The sequence below is a fragment of the Dapis purpurea BLCC-M126 genome, from assembly GCF_050015975.1.
In the GTDB taxonomy this organism is placed as follows: domain Bacteria; phylum Cyanobacteriota; class Cyanobacteriia; order Cyanobacteriales; family Microcoleaceae; genus Trichodesmium.
Genome location: NZ_JBNHER010000203.1, coordinates 1 through 21,882 on the forward strand (window position 1 = coordinate 1; position 21,882 = coordinate 21,882).

The window sequence follows — 21,882 nt, forward strand, 5'->3', positions numbered from 1 at the left end:
AAGAGCGGGAAACCTCGCCATCCCATCCTAACGGAATGCTCCGCAAACGACCGCTCTCTTGGTTGATTGGATATGGCGAGGAAACCTCGCCATCCCTCAACCGCTTTTTCCCCTTAAAAGGGGAGGCTTTAAACCAGAATTATTTAATTATTAATTATTAATAATTAATAATTGGGTAAATTGGGAAGAAAATCTACTATAAATCTTCATAACTAATAATTACTTTATCTAGCAATGCCACCAGACTTAAAGATAATATCCCAAATTTTTGGCTACATTCAATAATTAATAATTTTCATGTCCGCGACAGCCGTTTGCGGAGCATTCCGTAGGAAAACAATTAATAATTAATAATTACCTCTTCTTTTTACAGCGCTTTTCAGTTGAGTAGACCACAAAACTGTTGTAGGAGTAATGAGTAAGGAGTAATGAGTAATGAGTCAGTATCATTGTGGTTTATTAATATGAAAACCGCTGTAAGAAGAGGATTGGTTAAAAAGAATTTTTTTCTTCTCTTGGTTGATTGGATATGGCATTTAGGGTTCCGGACAACGCGCGTTTCGCTGCGCGACATATAAAGCGGAGCTTTGCGCTAGCAAACGTCATCCCATCCTAGGTCATGCTCCGCAAACAACCGCTTTTTTATCCTTGAAAGGAGAGGCTTTAAAGCTTATTTTTTGGCAAAAGATAAATTAATCTAGCTTTAATCTCAATAATTGGTCTAGATTTAGTTATTATCAGGACTTACTCCCCGACATCCAATCCAGCTGTAGGAGCAGATGTCGGTTCGTTACTACTAGATGTGGTAGAGATGGGTAAGCCCTGACTATTCTTAATTGCCATTTTCATGTTTTGTGCATAAGAGTCTTGATCCGTAATTATATAGACATTATGAGCAGCAATACCCTCTTTTTCCAAGAATCTCATTACACTCAAGTGAAATTTATTCCGATCGCGTCCGTAACCAGCAGGGAGATGATATGCAACATATTTAATCACACGAGCATTACCTTCTAAACCTTGGAACATTACATAATACTCTAGAAAAGTACCTATACTTTCAAATATTTCATTAATAGCTGCGATTATCTTCTCTACTTGCTCTGCTGTAATGCCATCAATTTTCAACTTTCCTGTGAGTCCCCACTCATCAACATCAGCTCTATTTTGAGACCAGTTCTCCACCACACTGGTAACCATTCGAGAATTTGGCATTTTGACGATAGATCCCCACTCCCATAAATACAATTTTGTTGTTCTTAAGCCTATTTCGACCACCTGGACAAAACCATCTACTCCTGAAACTGCAAGCCAATCACCAGGTTTGTATAATCTATCGGTATAGATAATTACAGCACAACACCAGTCATAAATAATGTCTTTGAACAACAAACCTAGAGCAACACCAGCACCACCAAGTAAACCAATAAGAGCTCCTGCTGATTGCCCAAAAAATACTTCTGCTGCTTTAATAGCGATGACAACAACTGCTGCTATCCGAAATAGTCTGGGTAAATAGGGAACCAGCAAATCATCAAGATCTGTCTCAGTATGCAGAGTTAGGAACTCTAGCGCCTTACCTAACACGGGAGCTGCACTGTAAACTATATAAGCAACTAGAGCAATAACAGCTAAAGTAAGAAGCTCGGATGTAATTGTTTGTAACTGAGGAGTTAAATCTTCTGCTAAAATAATCTGTATTATCCATAGTCCACCTACCAAAACTAACCACGCCAGAGGTTTTTTGATGATAGCAATTAATTGATCGTCTAAGTCAGATTCAGTATTAGCAGCAAGACGCTCGATGGACTTAATAATTACTCCAGCAATAAATCCCTGCAATATTAGTGTTAACAGCAGCACGCCAAATGCAAATATTAGTTTATATGCCGGTAGGCCAACAATAGTAATTCCTTGAATATTTTGCCAAAATGTTTGTAAGAATTCCATTCTTTATTCCTTAATCAAATTTCCATTTAGATTATTGTTTCTCAGGAGAAAATACTTTACATTTTATCCAACTGAGGGGCAGTATGATGCAAAATATAAACAAATATTTAGAATTAAAAAGTTATACTTTTTGACTAAATATGGTTTATATTATGCTTTTATACTTTGCCAATAATCTTTTTAGACAAAGTATTAAGAAAATTAAATTTTTCTTAATACTTTGTCATACTTTAAAGTAAGATTACAAAAACTTGTAATTCTCCCATAGTTATCTATCTAGGTAATAAAAAATTATATAATTATTTGTTACCTAAAACTTATGGTTGCCGACTATAATTTTAATATCCCCTCTATAGCTGGTATTCACAGTTGATAATTTTTCATATTATTTGGCCTAAAATTGCAAGATTTGCCTTGGAGTCTGGACGGTTTAGATTAATCACTGAAAGAATTTTGATATATCAATATAATATAGATTTAGACTAGGGTTATCAAAGGAGAAGTTAGAAGGGTAAAAAATGAAGATTTCGATTTGTGAGTAATCTTTTACAGAGATCTTTCTATTTATTCCTGTATAGATATATAGTCTTGTATATATACCTAGATTTGCCATTCTAAATATTATATTTGTTTTTCAAATCTCAAATAACTTATATATTTAGATAGGAGAAATAATTATTTATACCTAATATCAATTAGGATGCTATTATCCACTGGATAGCTACAGTGATCGCAGCTTTATACACACTAATAAACCAAGTCAAAAATCCTCAAAATCCTCTGATATTGTTTCTACAAACAAAAAATATATAAGAAAATAAAGATTATGAAAATCAACAAAAAGATCGAATATAACCCGATCAAAGAACATAAAAAATATCAAAAAATTATAACTCAAATATATTTTTTCCTACACAAAATATTAACTATTAATAATGCTAGTAAGCCACAAATACTAGCATTTTACACATCATTAATCCTAGGTGGGATTAGTTTGACATTTGCTATATTAGGGTCATTATTATATATACTCGAACAAAAAGAGACATTTGATAATGCTAAACAGCAAGCTCAACGGGCAACATCTAGAGTTGCTCTTGAGATCGATCGGCGACTATATTTTGCCCAAAAATCAGCTATTTCTGTAGCTAATGACCTGAGTTCTGGGAAATTAAGCGATGGAGAATTATTAGATAGACTTAAATTAGAAATTGAGGAAAATACTGATTTTTTAGACGTTGGGGTTGCCTATAAACCCTTTGCTTATAGATCGGATGTCAAACTTTATGCACCATATTATACAAAAATAGATGACGAAATAAAGCTAAATGAAGTTAAAGTTAACTATACAAAACCTAAATATAGTTGGTATAGTAATACCCTAAACAAAGGACCAAATTGGGGTGAACCTTATTTTTGGAGTGATACTACTCTGAACAGCGATCCAGTCGTCGGATTTTTTACTCCTTTTTATAACTCAAATACTCGAGATAAATCTCCACAAGGTATTGTATATAGTGAATATTCATTAACTCAAATTCTAGAGATTGTACAGTCTCTAAATTTGGGTAAAACTGGCTACGGATTTATTATTTCTGAAACAGGAACTTACTTATATCATCCCAATGAAGAATATTTTAAAGCTCACCTAAATATCTTTGATATTACCTATCAACAGCAGGATGAACAACTCAGAGACTTGATGATTCAAGCACTGAAAGGTAAACCAGTAGAAGCAAATTTAACTGACAAAGTAACAGGTCAAAATTCTTGGTTATTTCTGCGGAAAACTAATCTGAATGGATGGGTAGTAGGAATAGTATTTATTCAAGATGAAATTATCCCAGATTCAGCAGTTACAAGACGTAAATTAATCGCTCTTAGTCTCGCCTACCTTTGGTCTAGTGTTTTTTTCTCAATACTCTTATGTAGAGCTTATATGGGTGGAGTAAAACGAATTTCTTTAGTATCATTTATTATGAGTATATTATTTGTAATAAATATTGGATTTGTTTGGAACTTAGTCTTAAGAGCAAGAACTTATACCGCAACTCGAAACCTTTTACTTAGCGATACTGGTATTAGACAATTATTAGCTCCTCAAATAGAGTTAAGTAAAGAATTAAATCAAGAACCCCCTCTAATTGTTCCTACAGGAGTTTTTATTCAATCATTTGATTTGACCAGTCCGAAAGATGCTTTTATTACAGGTTATATATGGCAAACTTATGAAGATGGGGTACATGATGACTTATCTCGTGGCATTATACTTGCTGATGCGATTGAAGATAGTGATTATGAACTAAGAGAAGACTATCGATACAAAAAAGATGGTCTAGAAGTTATTGGTTGGTATTTTGCTTATACCCTCCGTATGGATTTTAATTTTAGCTATTATCCTTTTGATGACAAAGATTTGAAAATTCGGATTTTGCATCAAGATTTTAATAATGGAGAATTAAATCGTCGGGTAATTCTTACCCCTGACTTTCAGAGTTATACTGTAATTAATCCACGAACTGCTCCAGGGGTAGACAAAGAAATTGTACTTGGAGAATGGTATCTAAGGGATAGTTTTTTTGAGTACATATTTAAGACATACAATACTAATTTTGGAGTAATTAATACTGTACCAAAAACTAACTTTCCTGAACTACAGTTTACTGTCATTCTACAAAGGTCTTTCTTGGGTTTATTTATTTCTAAACTCGGACCAATGATTGTAGTTTTGACTTTGTTATTTGCTGTACTTTTAGTTTCAAATCAAGAGCAAGCTATGGAAGTTTTGGGAGCTTGTGCAGGTTTTGTATTTATTATTATCCTGGATCAGGTGACAGTTAGAGAACAAATAATTACCAAAGGAATTGTTTATTTGGAGTATTTTTACTTTGTTGTTTATTTATATGTTTTCTTGGTATCTGTGAACTTTATTCTCTGGAGTTTGAAGCCAAGTCTTCCTCTTTTTCAGTATAAAGATAACTTTATTTTGAAGGCGCTTTATTGGCCAACTATGCTGAAGGTTTTGCTGCTAATCACTATTTGGGTATTTATTTGAAAATAGGGAATAGGGAGTAGGGAGTAGGAAAAAAGCGGAAGTAACAATGTTTAATTCTTAATATTATATTGATAAACACTGTCTGAAATTATAACTATAGCAATCCGTGCTTATATTGTAAGATTTGATCGTATCCTTGTAACTTAAAATTCCCTGTTCTTCCCTCCTGACTCCTGACCCCTCCATGGTTATTTATAACTATTCAACCGGACATGATATAAGGACAAATTTAACCTAAGCTTTGGTAGAATGTAAAAGTAGATTATTCTTGAATTTAATCCAGAAAATATATATTATGAGTGAAGCAGAAAATAATCAACAGCCTGCAACCCCTGTCTTAGATTCAGAAGCTAATAACGAAAATGAAAGTATTACAAGAACACCTCCTTGGGGTAGAGTCACAATTCTGGAACAAGGTCCCCGTTACAAAATTAATCGTATAGAAGTCAAACCAAAACATCATATGAGTACCCAGATGCACTATCATCGTAGTGAACATTGGATAGTGGTTTCTGGTACTGCTAAAGTTGTATTTGATGGTCAGGAAAAATTACTCTTGCAAAAACAATCAACTTATGTTCCGGCAAATACAGCTCATCGTGTAGAAAATCCTGGTACTATTCCTTTAGTAATGATTGAAATTCAAAATGGGGAATATCTTGGGGAAGACGATATTATTCGTTTTCCAGATGAGGAGAATTAGGGCTTGCTGAAAAAGTCTTATGGGTGAGGATAGAAGTCAGGAGTCAGGAGTCAACCCACCCCTAGCCCAACCCACCTCCAACCCCTCCGAGGAAGGGAGCAGGAGGGGAAGTCTGGATAAATGGGGAATTTAAAGGAGGCAGGATTTATTAATGGATAATGGATAATGGATAATGGATAATGGATAATGGATAATGGATAATGGATAATTACCTCTCCCTTTTAGGGAGAGGATTGACTAAAAGGAAAAAATTTATTTTTCTCCCCTTTAAAGGGGAGGCTTTAAACCTGAATTATCTAATGATTTAATTGTTTAATTGTTTAATTATTTCGGTAAGAATTATCCCTTGATTTTTATGTCACAGTCAACCCAAAATCCTAACTTTTTGCAGCTCTAGAGAAGAAAAACTTTGTACTTTTTCAAGACATAAAATTCCTCAAACTTTATATCTGTCAATACTTTGATATTTAATTATCAAACCCTAATGAAGGTGCGTTACGCTCTGTTAACGCACCCTAATAGAATGATACTTTGGGAGCAAATATTAACGTATTTTATAGCGCTACTCATTAAGGTTAGGACATTTCTAAGTCCGGAAACCCTTTGACAGTTTACTATTCCCTAACGCGTAGCGCTATATACTAATTTTTCCCCAAACTACCTCGTTTCATTTGTTCTCTTTCAATAGCTTCAAATAACGCTTGAAAATTACCTTGACCAAAACCTGGAGTCTCTATTTTTTTACCATTTACCCAAACAACTTTACGTTCAATAAACTCAAAAAATACTGTTGGTTCGTTAAATATTGGTTGGGTAAAAATTTGTAGTAACATTGCCCCTGGTATCCTTTCTTGCCAATCTATCAAAATTTGACAATCTTGAACTTTTTGCCAGTCAGTTTCCGATAGATAACTTAATGCTTTATTTTGCAGACTAGAATAATATGTTTCTGGAACTTGTAAAAAAGGTAAACCAAGCGATCGCAACTCTCCCACAACTCCCAAAATATTCTCTGTGCGTAAAGCAATATGCTGTATCCCTGCACCACGATTAGCATCCAAAAATTCTTGAATTTGAGAGTTAGTGGATGTAGGTTCATTAATAGGAAATTTTACTCCTCCCTCTGGGTGTATCATCACCAGACTGCGCAAACTAGATTTATTTGTTTGAATATCAAAATTTTGATGAGGTTGGAAATCTAATATTTGATGATACCAGTTGAAAGCAGATCCTAAATTATCCTCAGCTACATTCAAAACTACATGGTCGATCGCTACCAGATCCTGAGAAAGTTCAGAAGTAGAATTCAAAATTTGTGCATCATCAATTTTTTCAATTAAAGTATGAGTCAAGTCTCCCCATCCAGAAATTTTTGCCCACTTCAAACCCTGTAAATTTTCCTGAATAGGTTGCAAAATTTCTGCTCCATTAACTGCTGCTTTCGCTACAACTGAGTTAATATCTCGAACCCGAAAAGCTACATCAGCTACTCCGGGAGGATGTAAACTGAGAAAATTAGCAACAGGACTTTCTGGTGTAATAGCAGAAGATAAGGCAAAATATACTTTACCTCTATTGATAATTTCCTTCTGGGTGTGTTGACTGGTTTGAGAAGCGATCGCTTTAAAGCCTAATTTTTCTCTAAACCAGTCTCGCGACTCAATAGCATTTTCAACGTAGAAATGAATATGATCGAATTCCATAATCAACTTTTATTAGTTTAATTTATAGGGAGTAGGGAGTAGGGAGTAGGGAGTAGGGAGTAGGGGGAAATAGGAAAGAGGGAATAGGGGAAATAATTTATTATTTATGTAGGATAATTGATTTGATTTTTATTATTGGAAATGTCTATTTGGAAAAAATATTATTACAACTAATAGGTAGTAAGTTTTAAGTAATAGGTAAATCTTAATATTTTGCCTCCATCAAGAATCAAGTTTCCTAACTCCCAAATCGTATTACTTATTCCAATCACTATAAATTGTTTAGCATTTATAGTATTCTGATTCATTAGTTTACCGAATAATTAATAATTATTAATTAAATAATTCAGGTTTAAAGCCTCCTCTTTCAAGAGGAAAAAGCGGTCGTTTGCGGAGCATTCCGAAGGATGGGATGCCGAGGTCTCCCGCTCTTTACAGAGCCGCTCCGCTAACGGCATATCCAATCGACCAAGAGAAAACTGCTAGGATATTTCCTTATATTCAATTCCCGTGAGGTTTTAACCAGAGGTAATTATCAATTATCAATTATCAATTATCAATTAATGAACCCTACTCCCTTAGAAAAATAAGTGACTATCTGGTTGAATATTAATTTCCATCGGTACTGCTTGGGGTTGTGCATTGAGAGCAAACATAATTGCATCAGCAGCAGTTTCCGAACTTAGCATTTTTGAGCGATCTACTTTCAGACTAACATTATCCCAAAAAGGTGTATTCACTCCTCCGAAATAGAAAAGAGTTACTTTAATACCATAACGTCGCAATTCATCTGCCATACATTTGCTCAATCCCACTAAACCAAACTTAGAAGCACAATAAACACTTCCCATCGCCATTGAATGTTTGCCAAGAATTCCAATAACGTTACAAATATGGCCTGATTTTTGTCCTTTCATTATATTGGCAGCAGCTTGAGAAGTGTAGAAACTACCTTTCAAATTTAGGTCAAGCATAATATCCAAGTCAGCAGGTTCAATTTTGTTCCATTGCTTGAGAATACCTGCTCCTGCTGCATTGACCAAAACATCTATTTTACCAAAATGCTGGGAAGCTTTTTCCATGAGAATTTCTACTTCCTCTGGGTTGGTGATGTTTGTTGGTACAGTAATAATTTCGGTAGTAGATAGTTGGGTTGCTAAAGCATCTAATCTATTATTATCTCTAGCGGCCAAAACTAAATTTGCGCCAGAGTTTGCCAGCTTCTGTGCTACTGATGAACCTATACCTCCAGTAGCGCCTACCAACACTACAACTTTGTTCTTCATTTAGCTTTTCTTTACTTTTCTTTACATTACCTTTTATCATATAGCACTTCTGAGAGGAGGTGTGGGAGGTGTGGAGAGTGTGGGAAATGTGGGATAATAAAAGATTTACCAATGGAGAATTGATCGTTGATAATTAATCTCCAGAGGTTTTGACCAAAAAATTAAGGTATAAAGCCTCTCCATTCATGGAGAAAAAGCCGTTGTTTAGCGTTCCGCACAACCCGCGTTTCGGCTAAGAGCCGACATGAAAAACGCTCCGCGACATAAAAAGCGTTTGCGGTAGCATTCCGTCAGGAAAGCTTTGCGCCAGCAAAACGCCATATCCAATCTCCCCTTGAGAGCGCTCGTTTAGCGTTCCGCATAACCCGCGTTTTGCTAGCGCTGCACGACATTAAACGCAAAATGAAAAGCGTTTAGCGTTCCGCACAACGCGCATTTCGGCTAAGAGCCGACATGAAAAACGCTCCGCGAAATGAATGCGGAGCATGACCTAGGAAAGCTTTGCGCCAGCAAAATGCCATATCCAATCTCCCCTTGAGAAGAAAAAAATCCCTTTAGCCAATCCTCTTCTTGATAAGAAGAGGTAATTATTAATTGTTGAACGATGGATAATCTCTAATTGATAATTAGAGATATAGCAATCCTATTTTATTTGTGTCAAAGATATTGCTACCTTTTAGGAAGGTTTGGAGGCAATAGTTAATGGGTAAAAGTTTAGGAGTTTATTTCTAGTTGTTACATTATTATAACATAACCGTGGATTGCTATAGTTTTCATTATTAATTATCAATTATCAATTAATGAAATTATTCCTTTAATTTAAGCTAACAAACCAAGGACCTTCTTCAGATTTATACAACTTCAGCGAACTACATAGCTCCAAAAACTTAGGTAACTTTTTACTTGGTTGAAACCGCTTAATAGCTTTTGTAATTGGTTGACCGTATAACCGATTAAATTCACTGCCAAGATTAGAAATAGGAACATAACTTCCTGGAGATTCAGCAGTTAAATTGCTCAAAATTTTGACTAATACTTTTTCCATAGCTTCTTGGGAAATAATCTCAGAAGCATCTGTAATCTCAATATCTTTTTCAACCTGATTTTGGGGAGGATTCAATTTTTTTTTTCTGGTTTAAAAAAATTAAAAATGCTGACATAAGTTTGAGATTTTTCCGATGGTTTATGAAGTGCAAAATAAACTGGATAATTAATAAATATATGCTTTGAGTGTTGACCAGGAAAATGTGTTGCAACTACATCTTTAAGATTCAACTTATAAGTTTCTTTATACAAAGCAGAAATTCTAGAAAATTTAATCCATTGCTGTCCGATTTTTGCTGTTTCTGATCGAATTAACTCCTGTAACTCAACAATAAACTTATTAACGGTAGGAATATCTGGAACTGACAAAGCATATATTTTTGATTCCCCAGTTTGACTATTGAAAACAGTAATTTGATTTTTATATTTCCGCACCTGATACACAGTTAATCCATGAGATTGTAGAGTAGTACCAAGATGAGTTAATCCTCGGTCAGAAGAACAAACTAAAACTTCCTTAGCCTTGGGATAATTGAGAAAAATAGAAGAACCAACTGTTGCCATTTTTAAATCTGCACTATCTTTTCCTGGAGGAACATGAATTAATTGATAACCACGTTGATGAAATTCTTCATCTTTTTTACCCATACTGCGCCAGTTAGCAAAAGCAACCTTAATTTGAATTGGATAATTGCAGATATCTACAAGAATTTTTTCTGTTTCAAGATCGAGTGGTAAATTTTCTACATCTAACAGTAAAATAGCAATACCCGGCTCTACTAATTTCGTTCCATTTGTGGATAAATCGGAAACCTGATAATTAGTAATTTTATCTGCTGAAACTAGGGTCATTTCAGGATAAATATGTTTGTCTATCTCAGCAATCAAAACATTATATTGAGCCGAATTAATAAACTCTGGAGTTAGAATAATTTGGAGATAATTTTTTACTTTTAGCTTCAAAGCATCCTGGTTTTTAACATTAGAAAGCCCTTTTCTCAACTTATTAGTTAAAGTAGATTGATACTTGGGATAATGCCAAGGAATGCTCCTATACTTTGGGGTTATCCATTCTGGATGTTGCTGTTGAATGGAAACAATAGTTTGGTAAATATAGTGGCTGATAGTGTTAATAGTATTAGAATTATTAGTCACTACCAAACCAGAATTATCTGACATGGCCTATTGCCTAATTATGTTAGCTTTGATCAAAAGCATTTTGAGAATTATATACCACTACGGATTAGGCAAAAGGTAAAAGGCAAAAATTTACTGTAACAAAGTTTCAGATTCTACCAATGTTAAACACCTTAAATCTTAATTCGTAGTGCTATATAAGTATAGATTATACAATAAAAGGGAATATTAGACTTTGTTTGGAGAGGGTGGGGAGTTTAGGAAGTTTGGGGAGATGTAGGAGATAGAATCTTGTCTGCCCAAAATACTAACTTTTTGCAGCTTTAGGAGCTGAAAACCAGGTAATTTTTTCCACCCAAAAAAGGCTTGAGCCTTTGTATTTCAATGCTTTGATATTTAATCAGCAGAGCAATAATTATCCATTATCAATTATCAATTATTAATTATTAATTATACTTTGACCTGCTAACCATCCAGTTGTCCATGCACTTTGAAAATTAAAACCACCTGTAACTCCATCAAGATCCAAAATTTCTCCAGCAAAATACAACCCTGGACAACAACGACTTTCCATAGTTTTAAAATTAACTTCTTTCAAACTTACCCCACCACAAGTAACAAACTCTTCCTTAAAAACTCCTTTTCCTCGAATTTGATATGTACCTTGAGTCAATTCCAAAATTAACTTATTAATAGCTTTATTTGATAACTCCGCCCAACGTTTTTGAGAGTCAATATCGGCAGCAATAATTAAACGTTCCCATAAACGGCGGGGTAGAGAAAAAGGACAACTATTCACAATTGCCTTCTTCTCCAAACTTTTAAATTCTAATAATTTAGTTCGGATATTCTCTGGATTAATATCCGATAACCAATTAATTAATAGATCGCATTTATAGCTCTTTTCCTGGAGAAATCTTGCACCCCAGGCAGATAACTTTAAAGTTGCTGGCCCACTTAAACCCCAATGAGTCACCAGTACAGGGCCAGTTTGTTTTAACTTAGCTTTCGGAAGTTGCAAACAGACATTTTCCACCGAAATACCTGCCAAATCTTTGAGACGCGGGTCAGAAATATTGAAAGTAAATAGAGAAGGAACAGGAGGAACAACTTTATGGCCTAATACCTTTGCCAAACGATGGCCAATAGGACTACTGCCAGTTGCCAGGAGCAAGCGATCGCATTCTAGAAATTCTCCCGATCTTAACTCAACTATAAATAAATTTCTCCCTCCTTCTGTTGTCTTGCATTTGACTGAAACCACTGCTGCACCTGTACGAATATTTATACCCTTAGATAAAGCAGTCTTAGTTAAACATTCAACTATTGTGGCAGAATCATCAGTAGTGGGAAACATCCGCCCATCTGCTTCAGTTTTTAACTGCACCCCTCTAGCAGCAAACCATTCCACAGTATCGCGAGCTTGAAATCTAGTGAATGCACCCCGAAGTGCTTTGCTACCTCTGGGGTAGTTTTGAATAAATATTGCTGGATCAAAACAAGCGTGGGTGACATTACAACGTCCACCACCAGATATGCGCACTTTTGCCAGAGGTTGTCGCCCTGCTTCTAAAATGGTGACATGGGTGTGGGGGATGCTACAGGCGATGTCGGCTGCTGCCAACGCTCCAAAAAAACCTGCTGCTCCCCCACCAACAACTATAATTTTAAGAGGTGGGAAAGACATTTTATATTTATTAATTACTATTCAACTGGTTCAAAGTCATCTTTGCCTACTCCACAAACTGGACAACACCAATCATCGGGGATGTCTTCAAAGGCAGTTCCTGGATCTATACCGCTATCTGGATCTCCTTCTTCCGGGTCATATATATATCCACAGACATTACAAACATACTTTTTCATCTTAATTTGTTCCTCTCTAAGTATTTCATCTGGATTTTACAAGTTTGTGGTATAGAGGTTCTACTATCAAGTTGCAAAGTTTTGTTAAATTATAATTATCAATGGTTAGCTGTTGTAGGAAAGGCAAAACATAAGAATAATAGGATTGAGGCAATAACTCTACTTATACTGGACTTACACAGATTCAATGATGCCTTGCCACAGATTGTTAAATCCTTCTCAAAGCAAGCAAAATGTCGCTGTGGGGAGAGCTAGAAAGATTTGGTAATAGCTGAAGATGGAACATTTTTTTATACCGATGCTACCGGATTTGATATGAATCTTTAGCAGAAAAGATAAATACCATCTTTTGCTTCCTCATTTCTCTCAAACTATAATTCCAGAATGCACTCTATCCACCCCCCCCCACACTAATTCATCCCAGATTCTATGCAACGCCCAACATTTTAGGCGTGTCACCCCAATAATATGTATTTTTACAGAATCAAGATATCAATTTAATTTCAATTTGCGACAATTACTGATTGTTAACTGAAATCAGCTTTGATTATAATTGAATTATACGATTTAGGCAAAGAAACCCGGTTGTTAGGAAAGAATCCTTGGTTTGAGCAATAAACATCTACGAAAAAACCGGATTTCAGGATTCTGTTTGTGTAGCTCCTATTAATTATATAGGACTTACGCAGTACAAGGTATTTTCGTCATTGTGACCCACAGGGAAGCAGTCTCAAACCTACTTTTTTTGTATCTCATCGTAAGTTTTGTATAAGTTAAATAAATTTTTTAGAGGATTTAACAAATGGAAAATGAACTCACTCCTAATGGAAATAATTTACTTGCCAGTGATAATACCGAGGCGATCATTCTATCCCCTGGAGAACTAGCTAATTTTCCTGATGGGTTAGCAGCTCTTGGTGGCAATGATACAGTTACAGGCTCTTCAGATTCAGAAGTAATTATGGGAAACCGGGGCGAAGATAATTTGAATGGTGGAGATGGGGCCGATACTTTATTTGGAGGCAAAGACAATGATACAGTAGAAGGTGGTAATGGTGATGACTTAGTTCGTGGCGATCGCGACAATGATGTTGTTAGGGGAGGAGATGGAGCTGACACTTTATTTGGAGGCAAAAATAATGACCGCCTATTTGGAGATGCAGGTAATGATGCTTTGTTTGGCGATCGAGATAATGACACTCTCAGTGGAGGTTTAGGAGAAGACACTCTCACTGGCGGAGATGGCAGTGATGTGTTTGTCTTAGAAAGTGGTGCAGGTATTGATGAAATAGCTGACTTTGAAAATGGCATAGATCTAATTCAGCTACCCGACGGCTTAAGTTTTGACAACATTAGTTTAGACGATAGTAATGGCACTCAGCAAAACACTGTAATTATTGATAATCTGACAGGAGAAGCGATCGCTCAAGTAAATAATGTATCTGCAGGTAGTCTTAGCAGTACCAATTTCTTATTTGAGGGTAGTAGTTCCAATCTCGAAGCAAGTAATCAAGATTTTATTGATAGAGTCGTAGAACTTACCAACCAAGAGCGTATTCAGTTAGGTTTAGATCCCCTGACGGCAGATCCACTGTTAAATCAGGCAGCACAAATTCACACTGAAAATATGGCAGAGCAAGACTTTTTTGACCATACCGGATTAGATGGTTCCTCCGCCGGCGATCGTATTGAAGCTACAGGATATGACTTTTCAGCTTGGGCAGAAAATATTGCGGCGGGACAACAGACACCGGAAGCAGTAGTAGCCGCCTGGATGGGTAGCGAGGGACATCGTGCCAACATTCTCAACCCTAACTTGGAAGAAATTGGTATTGGTTACTATTTCTTGGAAGAGGATACTGGTAGCGTTAACGCCAATCATTATTGGACGCAGGTTTTTGGTACAGCTTTTGAAAGCTAGAGAGTAGAGGAGTGAGGAATAAGTAAAAACAGGAATAATTCACACATTTGTAGGTAAATAATTGTCAAAAAGGTTATTGGGCTAAGTGTCAATTAGTTAACAATTGAAGTGTTAGCATAATTCAGGTTTAAAGCCTCTCACTCGTCGTGGAGAAATAAGCGATCGTTTGCGGAGCAGTCCGTTAGGATGGGATGGCGAGGTCTCCCGCTCTTAACAGAGCCGCTCCGCTTTTCATGTCGGCTGTCGCCGACATGCGTTTGCTTTAGCATTCCGATAGGAAAGTTGTGCGCTAGCTAAACGCCATATCCAATCGAGCAAGAGAGAAAAAATTTTCCTTTTATTCAATCCTCTTCCTATTAGGAAGAGGTAATTATCAATCATCCATTATTAAATGTGGTACAATTTAGAGCAAAATTAGTTCTATATATACGAATGGTATTAGCACCTTTACTTCCGATTTTACATCCAATATTAAAGTCAGCTTTTCCTAATTGTTTATGGCAAGGAAACACACAAAAACCAGAAATTACTCTTAGCTTTGATGATGGACCTCACCCAGAATATACACCTCAATTATTAGAAGTTTTAGATAAGTATCAGATTAAAGCAAATTTTTTTTTATTAGGTATATGTGTAGACCGTTATCCAGAAATAACTAAAGTAATATATGAAAAAGGTCATTGGATTGGTTTACATGGGTATGAACATATTTCATTTCCGAAGCTTACTACTCTTCAACTTAAATCTAGTTTAGAAAAAACCAAACTTTCTATTTATAAAGCTTGTGGATTAGCAACAAAATCAATTTGTGATGTGCGTCCTCCTTATGGCATAGCTATACCTCAAACTATCAAATTATTACAGGAATGGGAATATAGAACTGTAATGTGGACTGTAGTACCTATAGATTGGGTCAGACCAGGAATTTCAGTAGTTGTGAATCGAGTAGTTCAGCAAACCTCTAATGGTTCAATTATTGTTTTACATGATGGATGTTCTGGCGGTCAGGATGTCGCAAAGAGTGTTGCAGAAATAATTCCGATTTTACTAGAAAAAAACTATAAATTTATTAGTATGGACCAAATGTGGCAAACAAAATAGGGAATAGGTATTTATTAATTGATAATTGATAATGGATAATTGATAATTACCTCTTCTTTTCAAGCAGAGGATTGACGAACAGGAAATTTTTTATTTATTATCCCCTTAAAAGGGGAGGCTTTAAACCAGAATATTTCGGTAACGTCCCTACTTTTTGGCCTACTCAAATGAAAAGCGCTCTAATACCAGTTTGAAAAAAGAATGCTACAAAAAGGTGCATCTCGATTAGAAATACTTAAAAATAGCTTCTGCAATTCATTATAGAAATCTATATCTATTATTTTTCCATCTTTTCTTCAATATTTATTCCTTCTTCCCTCTTCCTTGCTTCTAGCATTTGTAAAAAACATTTATTAAATTGCTATAATAACTGAAGTATTAAGAAAGTATGTAAGCATTCAGCGGTCAGCTCTCAGCTTCATTACCTTTAAAAGAAGAAAAAGTAATAAGCGAGATTTCAAAGAATTAAATGTTACTGTAACAGTCCATCAGTTAACCTAAAAAGTCTATGGAGCTACATCGTTCATTAAAAAGCTGAAAGCTGACTGCTAATAGCTGAATGCTTACGAAAATATAGCATTATTTTTTGGAGTTGGTATTATTTGCTCAAAGCATAATAAAGGGGCTAAAATAAATTATTAATCTGTAGTCCAAGGTTTCCTGTATCAGAGATTACTTTTGACTTTTAACTTTTAACTTTTGGCTTTATTCGGAGGAGGAATATTGATGATTAAAATTTATAAGTTACATCCTATACTTGCTTTAGTCGTAGCGTTAAGTACTATAATTACTCCGGAATTATTTGACCGCAAGAAAATCACATCAGCACTTGCGGAAACAACCTTACAAGATATTGAAAATCATTTTGCTCAAGCTTGTATTAATAGTTTATTAGACAAAAAAATAATATTGGGCGACTATGAAAATAAAACTTTTCGCCCTAATGCACCTGTAAATAGATCGGAATTTGCTGCAATGATTACTAAGGCTTTTCCAGATACAAAACTTGTGCGGGATTCGATGAAGTTTGTAGATATTCCTCAAGACTATTGGGCTTATGATGCTATTCAAAAATCTTATGAAATGGGCTTTCTATCTAGCTATATTGGCAAAGCTTTTAACCCCACTCTCAAGATTAAACGCTGGCAAGTTTTGGCGGCCTTAAGTAAAGGTTTAAATTATCAAGTAAGTGGATCTTCAGAACAGGATTTAAAGCAAATTTTTGATGATGCAGAAGCAATTCCTGAAGATGGAAAAAAGGCTATTGCAGCAGCAACAGAAAAAGGTATTGTTGTTAATTATCCAAATGTTAGGATGCTGAATCCTAATCAAGATGCTACTCGCTCAGATGTAGCTACTTTTCTATGTCAAGCTATTACCAATAATCAAAAAAATAATGATACAGTAGTTGCTAAAGTTCCTTCAAAATATATTGCAAATTTTTCTAGAGATACTCGCTTAACAACCACGGCAACTGTACCGGAAAAGATTACAGAAACAACAAACACCAGAGAAAATGCTGGCTCAGAAAATCCCGAATCACCTTCTACAGAAAATACAAATTCACAAAGCACTACAGAAGTAACAAATACTAGAGAAAATGCTAAATTAGAAAATCCTGAATCAACTTCTACAGAAAATATAAATCCACCTGCAATGGTAGAAAGATTTGGTAACGGTAATTTACAGGCAGAAATTATTTATGAGCAAGCAAATAATACAGATTTAGTGAGCGATTTACGTCTGAAAATTATCAGAAGTGGAGAAATTCTTTTCAATGAACCAGTACCAGTCAAATCTTTGGCAGGTGAATCTGACAGTACAATGGCAGTATTAGCAGGTAGATTTGTTAAAGTACAGTTACTAGATTTAGATGGCAATGGAGAATCAGAGGTATTGATAGATTTATTCACAATAAATAATAGTAATGTTCCATTTGCAGGCGGTACTTATTCCTTGATTTATCGTTATAAACCTACAGAAAATAAATATACTATGCTGCGTCATTACTGGGGGAATATTAATTATCGACTCAAAGATTTAGATAATGATAATATTCCAGAATTTCAAAGTGTTGATAGTAGATTTGCTAATGTATTTTCTAATGTAAATGATTCAGTATTTCCTATCCGCATCTGGGAGTATCGTCAAGGAGAAATATCAGATGTAACTAAGAAATATCCAGCTCAAATAAATACTAATGCCTCAGAAATTTGGCTAGAATTTTACAGGCGTTCAAATCAAAACCAAAATGTTAAAGGAGTTTTGGCTGCTTATCTGGCAAATAAATATATGTTAGGTGAAAAAGAAGATGGCTGGAAATTAATAGAAAAGGTGTATAAAGACAGCGATCGCGCAGAATATTTTGCTAGTTTGCGTCAATTTTTGACAGACCAAGGTTATGATACAAACCAACAAATTAGAGCCAATGTAATTGTGCCAGAAAATTCAACGACAGAAAGTCAAGAAACTGTTTCTTCTGCTACTAATGAAACCTCACTCCAACCAACAACGGAAAATACAGAAAATAGAGTAAGAGAAATAACAATACCACCTCAAACTTCATCCCAAACAACAACAGAAAATACAGAAACACAAATAACAATACCACCCCAACCAACAACAGAAAATACAGAAACGCAAATAACAATACCACCCCAGACTTCATCCCAAACAACAACCGAAAATATAGAAAATACAGAAACACAAATAACAAGACCACCCCAAATTTCAGACCCAACACCAACACCAACAATAGCAGCAAATGCTCAAACATTATCGCCGGAAACTGCTATTCCCGAAAATTCAGAATCAGAAACACAGCCAGATATTAGTAACGATTTCGTGCTTGCACCCAGATTAGTTCGTTCCCTATCTAATCAGCAACCAGATTCTTCTTTACCTGTAGTCATTAGTTTTAATGGCAAAATATTAGCTAGTAGTAGAGGGAAAGATATTCAACTATGGAACTTAGAAAGTAGCAAACTACTAGATACTTTATCAAGTCATACCGCTAATGTACACTCAGTAGCAATTAGTCCTGATGGCAAAACCTTAGCAAGTGGAAGTGCTGATGGTACAGTAAAACTGTGGGATATTCCTACAGGAGAAATGCTTACCAGTTTTTTGCATTCTGGCATAGTCACCGCTGTAGGTTTCACTGCCGATGGCAGAGCAGTAGTAGGATGTAGTGCAGAGCGCGGGATAAAATTGTGGAATATTTACACAGGGCGACTACTACATACGATGAATGCTACTCAACCAATTGCTTTTGGTGCTAATGGTCTCCGGATGGCAACCAGTGGGGGACCAAGATATATTCGACTCTGGAATGTTGCCCAGGGGCAACTATTGAAAAATCTGTCTATACCCAGTACAAATAATAATCAAAGGATAGAGGCGATCGCTTTCAGTCAGGATGGGCAAACTATTGCTCATGCGATGCGGGGAGAAAATCAGATTTTAGTCTGGGATGTGGAAACTTGGGAAGTCCGTCACACTCTAGAAAAACATTCTCAGGCAATTAAGGCGATCGCCATTAGTCCAGATGGTAACATTCTTGCTAGTAGTAGTGAGGATGGTAAGATTAATCTGTGGGATATTGACAGTGGAAAATTGTTGAGGAGTATCAAAGGTTATGGTGCAATTGTTTTTAGCCCTGATAGTCAGCAGCTTGTAAGCGTAGCAGAGGATAATACGATTCAGCTTTGGCGAATTTACGGATCGGCGATCGAGCAGTGAGTTAATGAAGTCAGAAGTCAGAAGTTAGAAGTTGTTTTTGTAACAGGGATGCGTGAGTAACCTTCCAAAAACATTTCGCCTTAAAAGCTGGAGTTTTTCAAATCCAGATGATTAGTTATTGTAAGTCATTGCGACTGGAACGGAGTGGAAGGAAGCAATCTCGCGCGCCCTTTGAGGTTGCTGACTATCGTCGCAATGACGACTTTTCAGGATGATTCTGTGTTATCACCAATTATTTTGATAAAATACCATAGTAATAAAGAAAGAAATAAATAGCAATGGCTGTAAATGTAAAAGCCTTCTTTCAGGCAACAAACCCTGGTAAAGCCTTATTCAAAGATAACCAGGAAATAGAGCAAAAATACTACATTGACTTCTCCTCAGTACGGGGGGGACAAATAATTGAAGACCTCAAAGACAATATTGCTATGTGGTCTCCCGACGAACCCACCTGTCAACTATTTACCGGACATATTGGTTGTGGTAAATCTACCGAACTCTGGCGACTCAAACAACAATTAGAAGAAGAAGGCTTTCACGTCATATATTTCGAGTCAGACAAAGACCTAGAAATGGGAGATATAGATGTCAGTGATATTCTTCTAACTATAGCGCGACAAGTGAGCGAGAGTTTAGAGACATTAGAAAAGGTTAAATTAGAGGAGCCAAAAGGATTAAAAGGTATACTTGATGGAGTAGGCAAACTACTACAGACAGAATTAGATATTTCTGCCGAAGCAGAATTAGGTGTACCCGGAGTTGGTCAAGTTAAAGTTGACGAACAAGGGCTAGAATTCGTCGCGGCGGGAATAGGCAAAATAACAGCCAAAGCAAAAGCTAGTCCCGAACTTCGCAGCAAACTCAGAGACTATCTCGGACCTCGTACCAATGGTATTATTGACACTATTAACCAAGAATTGCTTGAACCTGCTCACGAAAAGTTGAAGCAGCATGGCAAAAATGGATTGGTAGTTATAGTTGATAACCTTGATAAAGTTGATAGTTCCCCAAAACCTTGGGGGCGGCCTCAACCAGAATACCTATTTGTCGATCGCGGCGAACAACTAGCAGGTCTCCATTGTCATGTAATTTATACTCTTCCTCTAGCACTGAGATTTTCTAATGACTATGGTACATTAACTCAACGCTTCAAAAGTACCCCCCAAGTCTTACCAATGGTTTCCATACAGTCGCGGGATGGTAACAAATTTGGAGAAGGAATGGCACTACTCAGGCAGTTAGTTTTAGCAAGAGCATTTCCAAATTTGGAGCCAGAAGAACGTCTAGAGAAAATAACCGAAATTTTTGACAGTCTGGAAACTCTAGATCATCTATGTCAGATGAGTGGGGGTCATGTCAGGAATGTCTTGCGAATGCTCAATGAAGCGATTAAAAAGCAAAAAGGGTTGCCTATCTCCCGTGAAAATCTTGACAAGGTAATTCAAAATCTTCGCAATGAACGTATTCTAGCAGTAGATGATGCAGAGTGGGAATTATTGCGCCAAGTAGCAGATGCTCAAAAAGTTACGGGTGATGATGGATATCAAAGGTTGATTCGGAGTATGTTTGTCTATGAATACCGAGATGATGAAGGATCTTGGTTTAATATTAATCCTATATTGAAAGATGCGGTGGAGTTGAAAAAATGATAAATACTTAGAAGTTGTGTGAGAAGTGCTGCATGGAACCGATGAATTATAAAAACCTAACCCCCCTGCCCCCTTCCCTACAAGGGAATGGGGGTTTCAAAGCCTCTCTCCTCGTAGGAGAGAGGTTTGGAGAGAGGTTTTTATAAGTTTACAAACAATTTCTTAGGTTGATTTGCGCCTACCTACCTATTTATTACACATATATATCGTCATTGCAACGATAGGAAGCAATCTCGTGTAATATCATGTCCGCTTGAATAGTTATAACTAAAGTTCGTAGTAGGGCTTCAGCCCTATCCATAACTTAGGGCTAAAGCCCTACTACAAACAAAAACTTTTTTTATCACTGATTATCTGGACATGATATAACCTATGAGATTGCTTCCTTCCACTCCGTTCCAGTCGCAATGATCTATATAGCACTTATGCAAAATAATGTAATTCTGTGATAGGAAGCAATTTTGTGTAACCCATGAAATTGCTTCCTTCCACTCCGTTTCAGTCGCAATGACCTACAATAACTAATATATGTATATTTTCAAACATAATATTTTGGGTAGCAGCCGGGTTTCTTTATGTAAATCCTGTATTAATTAGGGTTTGCGCTCAAAAGTCTTGTGGGTGAGGGTAGGAGACAGGAGACAGGAGACAGGAGACAGGAGACAGGAGAATTCATTAATTGATAATTGATAATGGATAATTGATAATTACCTCGGGTTTTAACCG

13 protein-coding genes are annotated in these 21,882 nt (G+C 36.1%); 6 read left to right on the forward strand and 7 right to left on the reverse strand.

Going from position 1 to position 21,882, the window contains the following annotated elements:
* Nucleotides 1-744: 744 nt before the first annotated feature.
* A complete protein-coding gene (locus ACP6PL_RS17860; protein ID WP_426546616.1) occupies nucleotides 745-1,950 on the reverse strand; it encodes a mechanosensitive ion channel family protein in 1,206 nt (401 codons plus the stop codon).
* A gap of 826 nt (nucleotides 1,951-2,776) precedes the next feature.
* Between ACP6PL_RS17860 and ACP6PL_RS17865 the strand changes: the two genes are divergently transcribed.
* Both ACP6PL_RS17865 and ACP6PL_RS17870 read left to right on the forward strand, forming a co-directional pair.
* On the forward strand, nucleotides 2,777-5,005 hold the full coding sequence (locus ACP6PL_RS17865; protein ID WP_426546617.1) for a PDC sensor domain-containing protein: 2,229 nt from the start codon (nucleotides 2,777-2,779) through the stop codon (nucleotides 5,003-5,005).
* A 295-nt stretch (nucleotides 5,006-5,300) separates the two neighbouring features.
* Nucleotides 5,301-5,708 carry a phosphomannose isomerase type II C-terminal cupin domain gene (locus ACP6PL_RS17870; protein ID WP_426546618.1) on the forward strand — a complete coding sequence of 136 codons (408 nt, stop codon included), beginning with the start codon at nucleotides 5,301-5,303 and terminating at the stop codon, nucleotides 5,706-5,708.
* A gap of 641 nt (nucleotides 5,709-6,349) precedes the next feature.
* Here ACP6PL_RS17870 and hppD read toward each other — a convergent pair.
* The 6 genes from hppD to rd form a co-directional block, all read right to left on the reverse strand.
* Nucleotides 6,350-7,411 (reverse strand): 4-hydroxyphenylpyruvate dioxygenase, encoded by a 1,062-nt coding sequence (gene hppD, locus ACP6PL_RS17875; protein ID WP_426546619.1) that lies wholly within the window; start codon nucleotides 7,409-7,411, stop codon nucleotides 6,350-6,352.
* Nucleotides 7,412-7,989: 578 nt separating this feature from the next.
* Nucleotides 7,990-8,697, reverse strand: a complete 708-nt coding sequence (locus tag ACP6PL_RS17880) for an SDR family oxidoreductase (RefSeq protein ID WP_426546620.1) — start codon at nucleotides 8,695-8,697, stop codon at nucleotides 7,990-7,992.
* Between the two features lie 814 nt (nucleotides 8,698-9,511).
* Nucleotides 9,512-9,817: a hypothetical protein gene (locus tag ACP6PL_RS17885; protein WP_426546621.1), complete on the reverse strand. Its 306-nt coding sequence runs from the start codon at nucleotides 9,815-9,817 to the stop codon at nucleotides 9,512-9,514.
* The gene (locus tag ACP6PL_RS17890) at nucleotides 9,814-10,920 is read right to left on the reverse strand and encodes a PIN domain-containing protein (RefSeq protein ID WP_426546622.1); all 1,107 of its coding nucleotides are present in this window, start codon (nucleotides 10,918-10,920) and stop codon (nucleotides 9,814-9,816) included. Before ACP6PL_RS17890 ends, ACP6PL_RS17885 begins: the two co-directional genes overlap by 4 nt.
* Nucleotides 10,921-11,317: 397 nt before the next feature.
* Complete coding sequence (locus tag ACP6PL_RS17895; protein ID WP_426546623.1) at nucleotides 11,318-12,565, reverse strand: BaiN/RdsA family NAD(P)/FAD-dependent oxidoreductase; 1,248 nt, start codon at nucleotides 12,563-12,565, stop codon at nucleotides 11,318-11,320.
* Nucleotides 12,566-12,582: 17 nt separating this feature from the next.
* Complete coding sequence (rd, locus tag ACP6PL_RS17900) at nucleotides 12,583-12,744, reverse strand: rubredoxin (RefSeq protein WP_426546624.1); 162 nt, start codon at nucleotides 12,742-12,744, stop codon at nucleotides 12,583-12,585.
* Between the two features lie 802 nt (nucleotides 12,745-13,546).
* Between rd and ACP6PL_RS17905 the strand changes: the two genes are divergently transcribed.
* The 4 genes from ACP6PL_RS17905 to ACP6PL_RS17920 all read left to right on the forward strand — a co-directional run bounded on the left by ACP6PL_RS17905 (nucleotide 13,547) and on the right by ACP6PL_RS17920 (nucleotide 21,156).
* Nucleotides 13,547-14,665, forward strand: coding sequence for a CAP domain-containing protein (locus ACP6PL_RS17905; protein ID WP_426546625.1), 1,119 nt, complete (start codon nucleotides 13,547-13,549; stop codon nucleotides 14,663-14,665).
* 432 nt (nucleotides 14,666-15,097) lie between these two features.
* Complete coding sequence (locus tag ACP6PL_RS17910; RefSeq protein ID WP_426546628.1) at nucleotides 15,098-15,766, forward strand: polysaccharide deacetylase family protein; 669 nt, start codon at nucleotides 15,098-15,100, stop codon at nucleotides 15,764-15,766.
* Between the two features lie 726 nt (nucleotides 15,767-16,492).
* Nucleotides 16,493-19,507, forward strand: a complete 3,015-nt coding sequence (locus tag ACP6PL_RS17915; RefSeq protein ID WP_426546626.1) for a WD40 domain-containing protein — start codon at nucleotides 16,493-16,495, stop codon at nucleotides 19,505-19,507.
* A gap of 278 nt (nucleotides 19,508-19,785) precedes the next feature.
* Nucleotides 19,786-21,156: an ATP-binding protein gene (locus tag ACP6PL_RS17920; RefSeq protein ID WP_426546627.1), complete on the forward strand. Its 1,371-nt coding sequence runs from the start codon at nucleotides 19,786-19,788 to the stop codon at nucleotides 21,154-21,156.
* The last annotated feature ends 726 nt before the right edge of the window (nucleotides 21,157-21,882 follow it).

Excerpts from the sequence above, each read along its gene's own strand:
- ACP6PL_RS17915 (WP_426546626.1), top strand. The coding sequence starts at position 16,493 with ATGATTAAAATTTATAAGTTACATCCTATACTTGCTTTAGTCGTAGCG.
- ACP6PL_RS17910 (WP_426546628.1), top strand. The coding sequence starts at position 15,098 with ATGGTATTAGCACCTTTACTTCCGATTTTACATCCAATATTAAAGTCA.
- ACP6PL_RS17890 (WP_426546622.1), bottom strand. The coding sequence starts at position 10,920 with ATGTCAGATAATTCTGGTTTGGTAGTGACTAATAATTCTAATACTATT.
- ACP6PL_RS17865 (WP_426546617.1), top strand. The coding sequence starts at position 2,777 with ATGAAAATCAACAAAAAGATCGAATATAACCCGATCAAAGAACATAAA.
- ACP6PL_RS17880 (WP_426546620.1), bottom strand. The coding sequence starts at position 8,697 with ATGAAGAACAAAGTTGTAGTGTTGGTAGGCGCTACTGGAGGTATAGGT.
- ACP6PL_RS17920 (WP_426546627.1), top strand. The coding sequence starts at position 19,786 with ATGGCTGTAAATGTAAAAGCCTTCTTTCAGGCAACAAACCCTGGTAAA.
- rd (WP_426546624.1), bottom strand. The coding sequence starts at position 12,744 with ATGAAAAAGTATGTTTGTAATGTCTGTGGATATATATATGACCCGGAA.
- ACP6PL_RS17895 (WP_426546623.1), bottom strand. The coding sequence starts at position 12,565 with ATGTCTTTCCCACCTCTTAAAATTATAGTTGTTGGTGGGGGAGCAGCA.
- ACP6PL_RS17860 (WP_426546616.1), bottom strand. The coding sequence starts at position 1,950 with ATGGAATTCTTACAAACATTTTGGCAAAATATTCAAGGAATTACTATT.
- ACP6PL_RS17905 (WP_426546625.1), top strand. The coding sequence starts at position 13,547 with ATGGAAAATGAACTCACTCCTAATGGAAATAATTTACTTGCCAGTGAT.
- hppD (WP_426546619.1), bottom strand. The coding sequence starts at position 7,411 with ATGGAATTCGATCATATTCATTTCTACGTTGAAAATGCTATTGAGTCG.
- ACP6PL_RS17870 (WP_426546618.1), top strand. The coding sequence starts at position 5,301 with ATGAGTGAAGCAGAAAATAATCAACAGCCTGCAACCCCTGTCTTAGAT.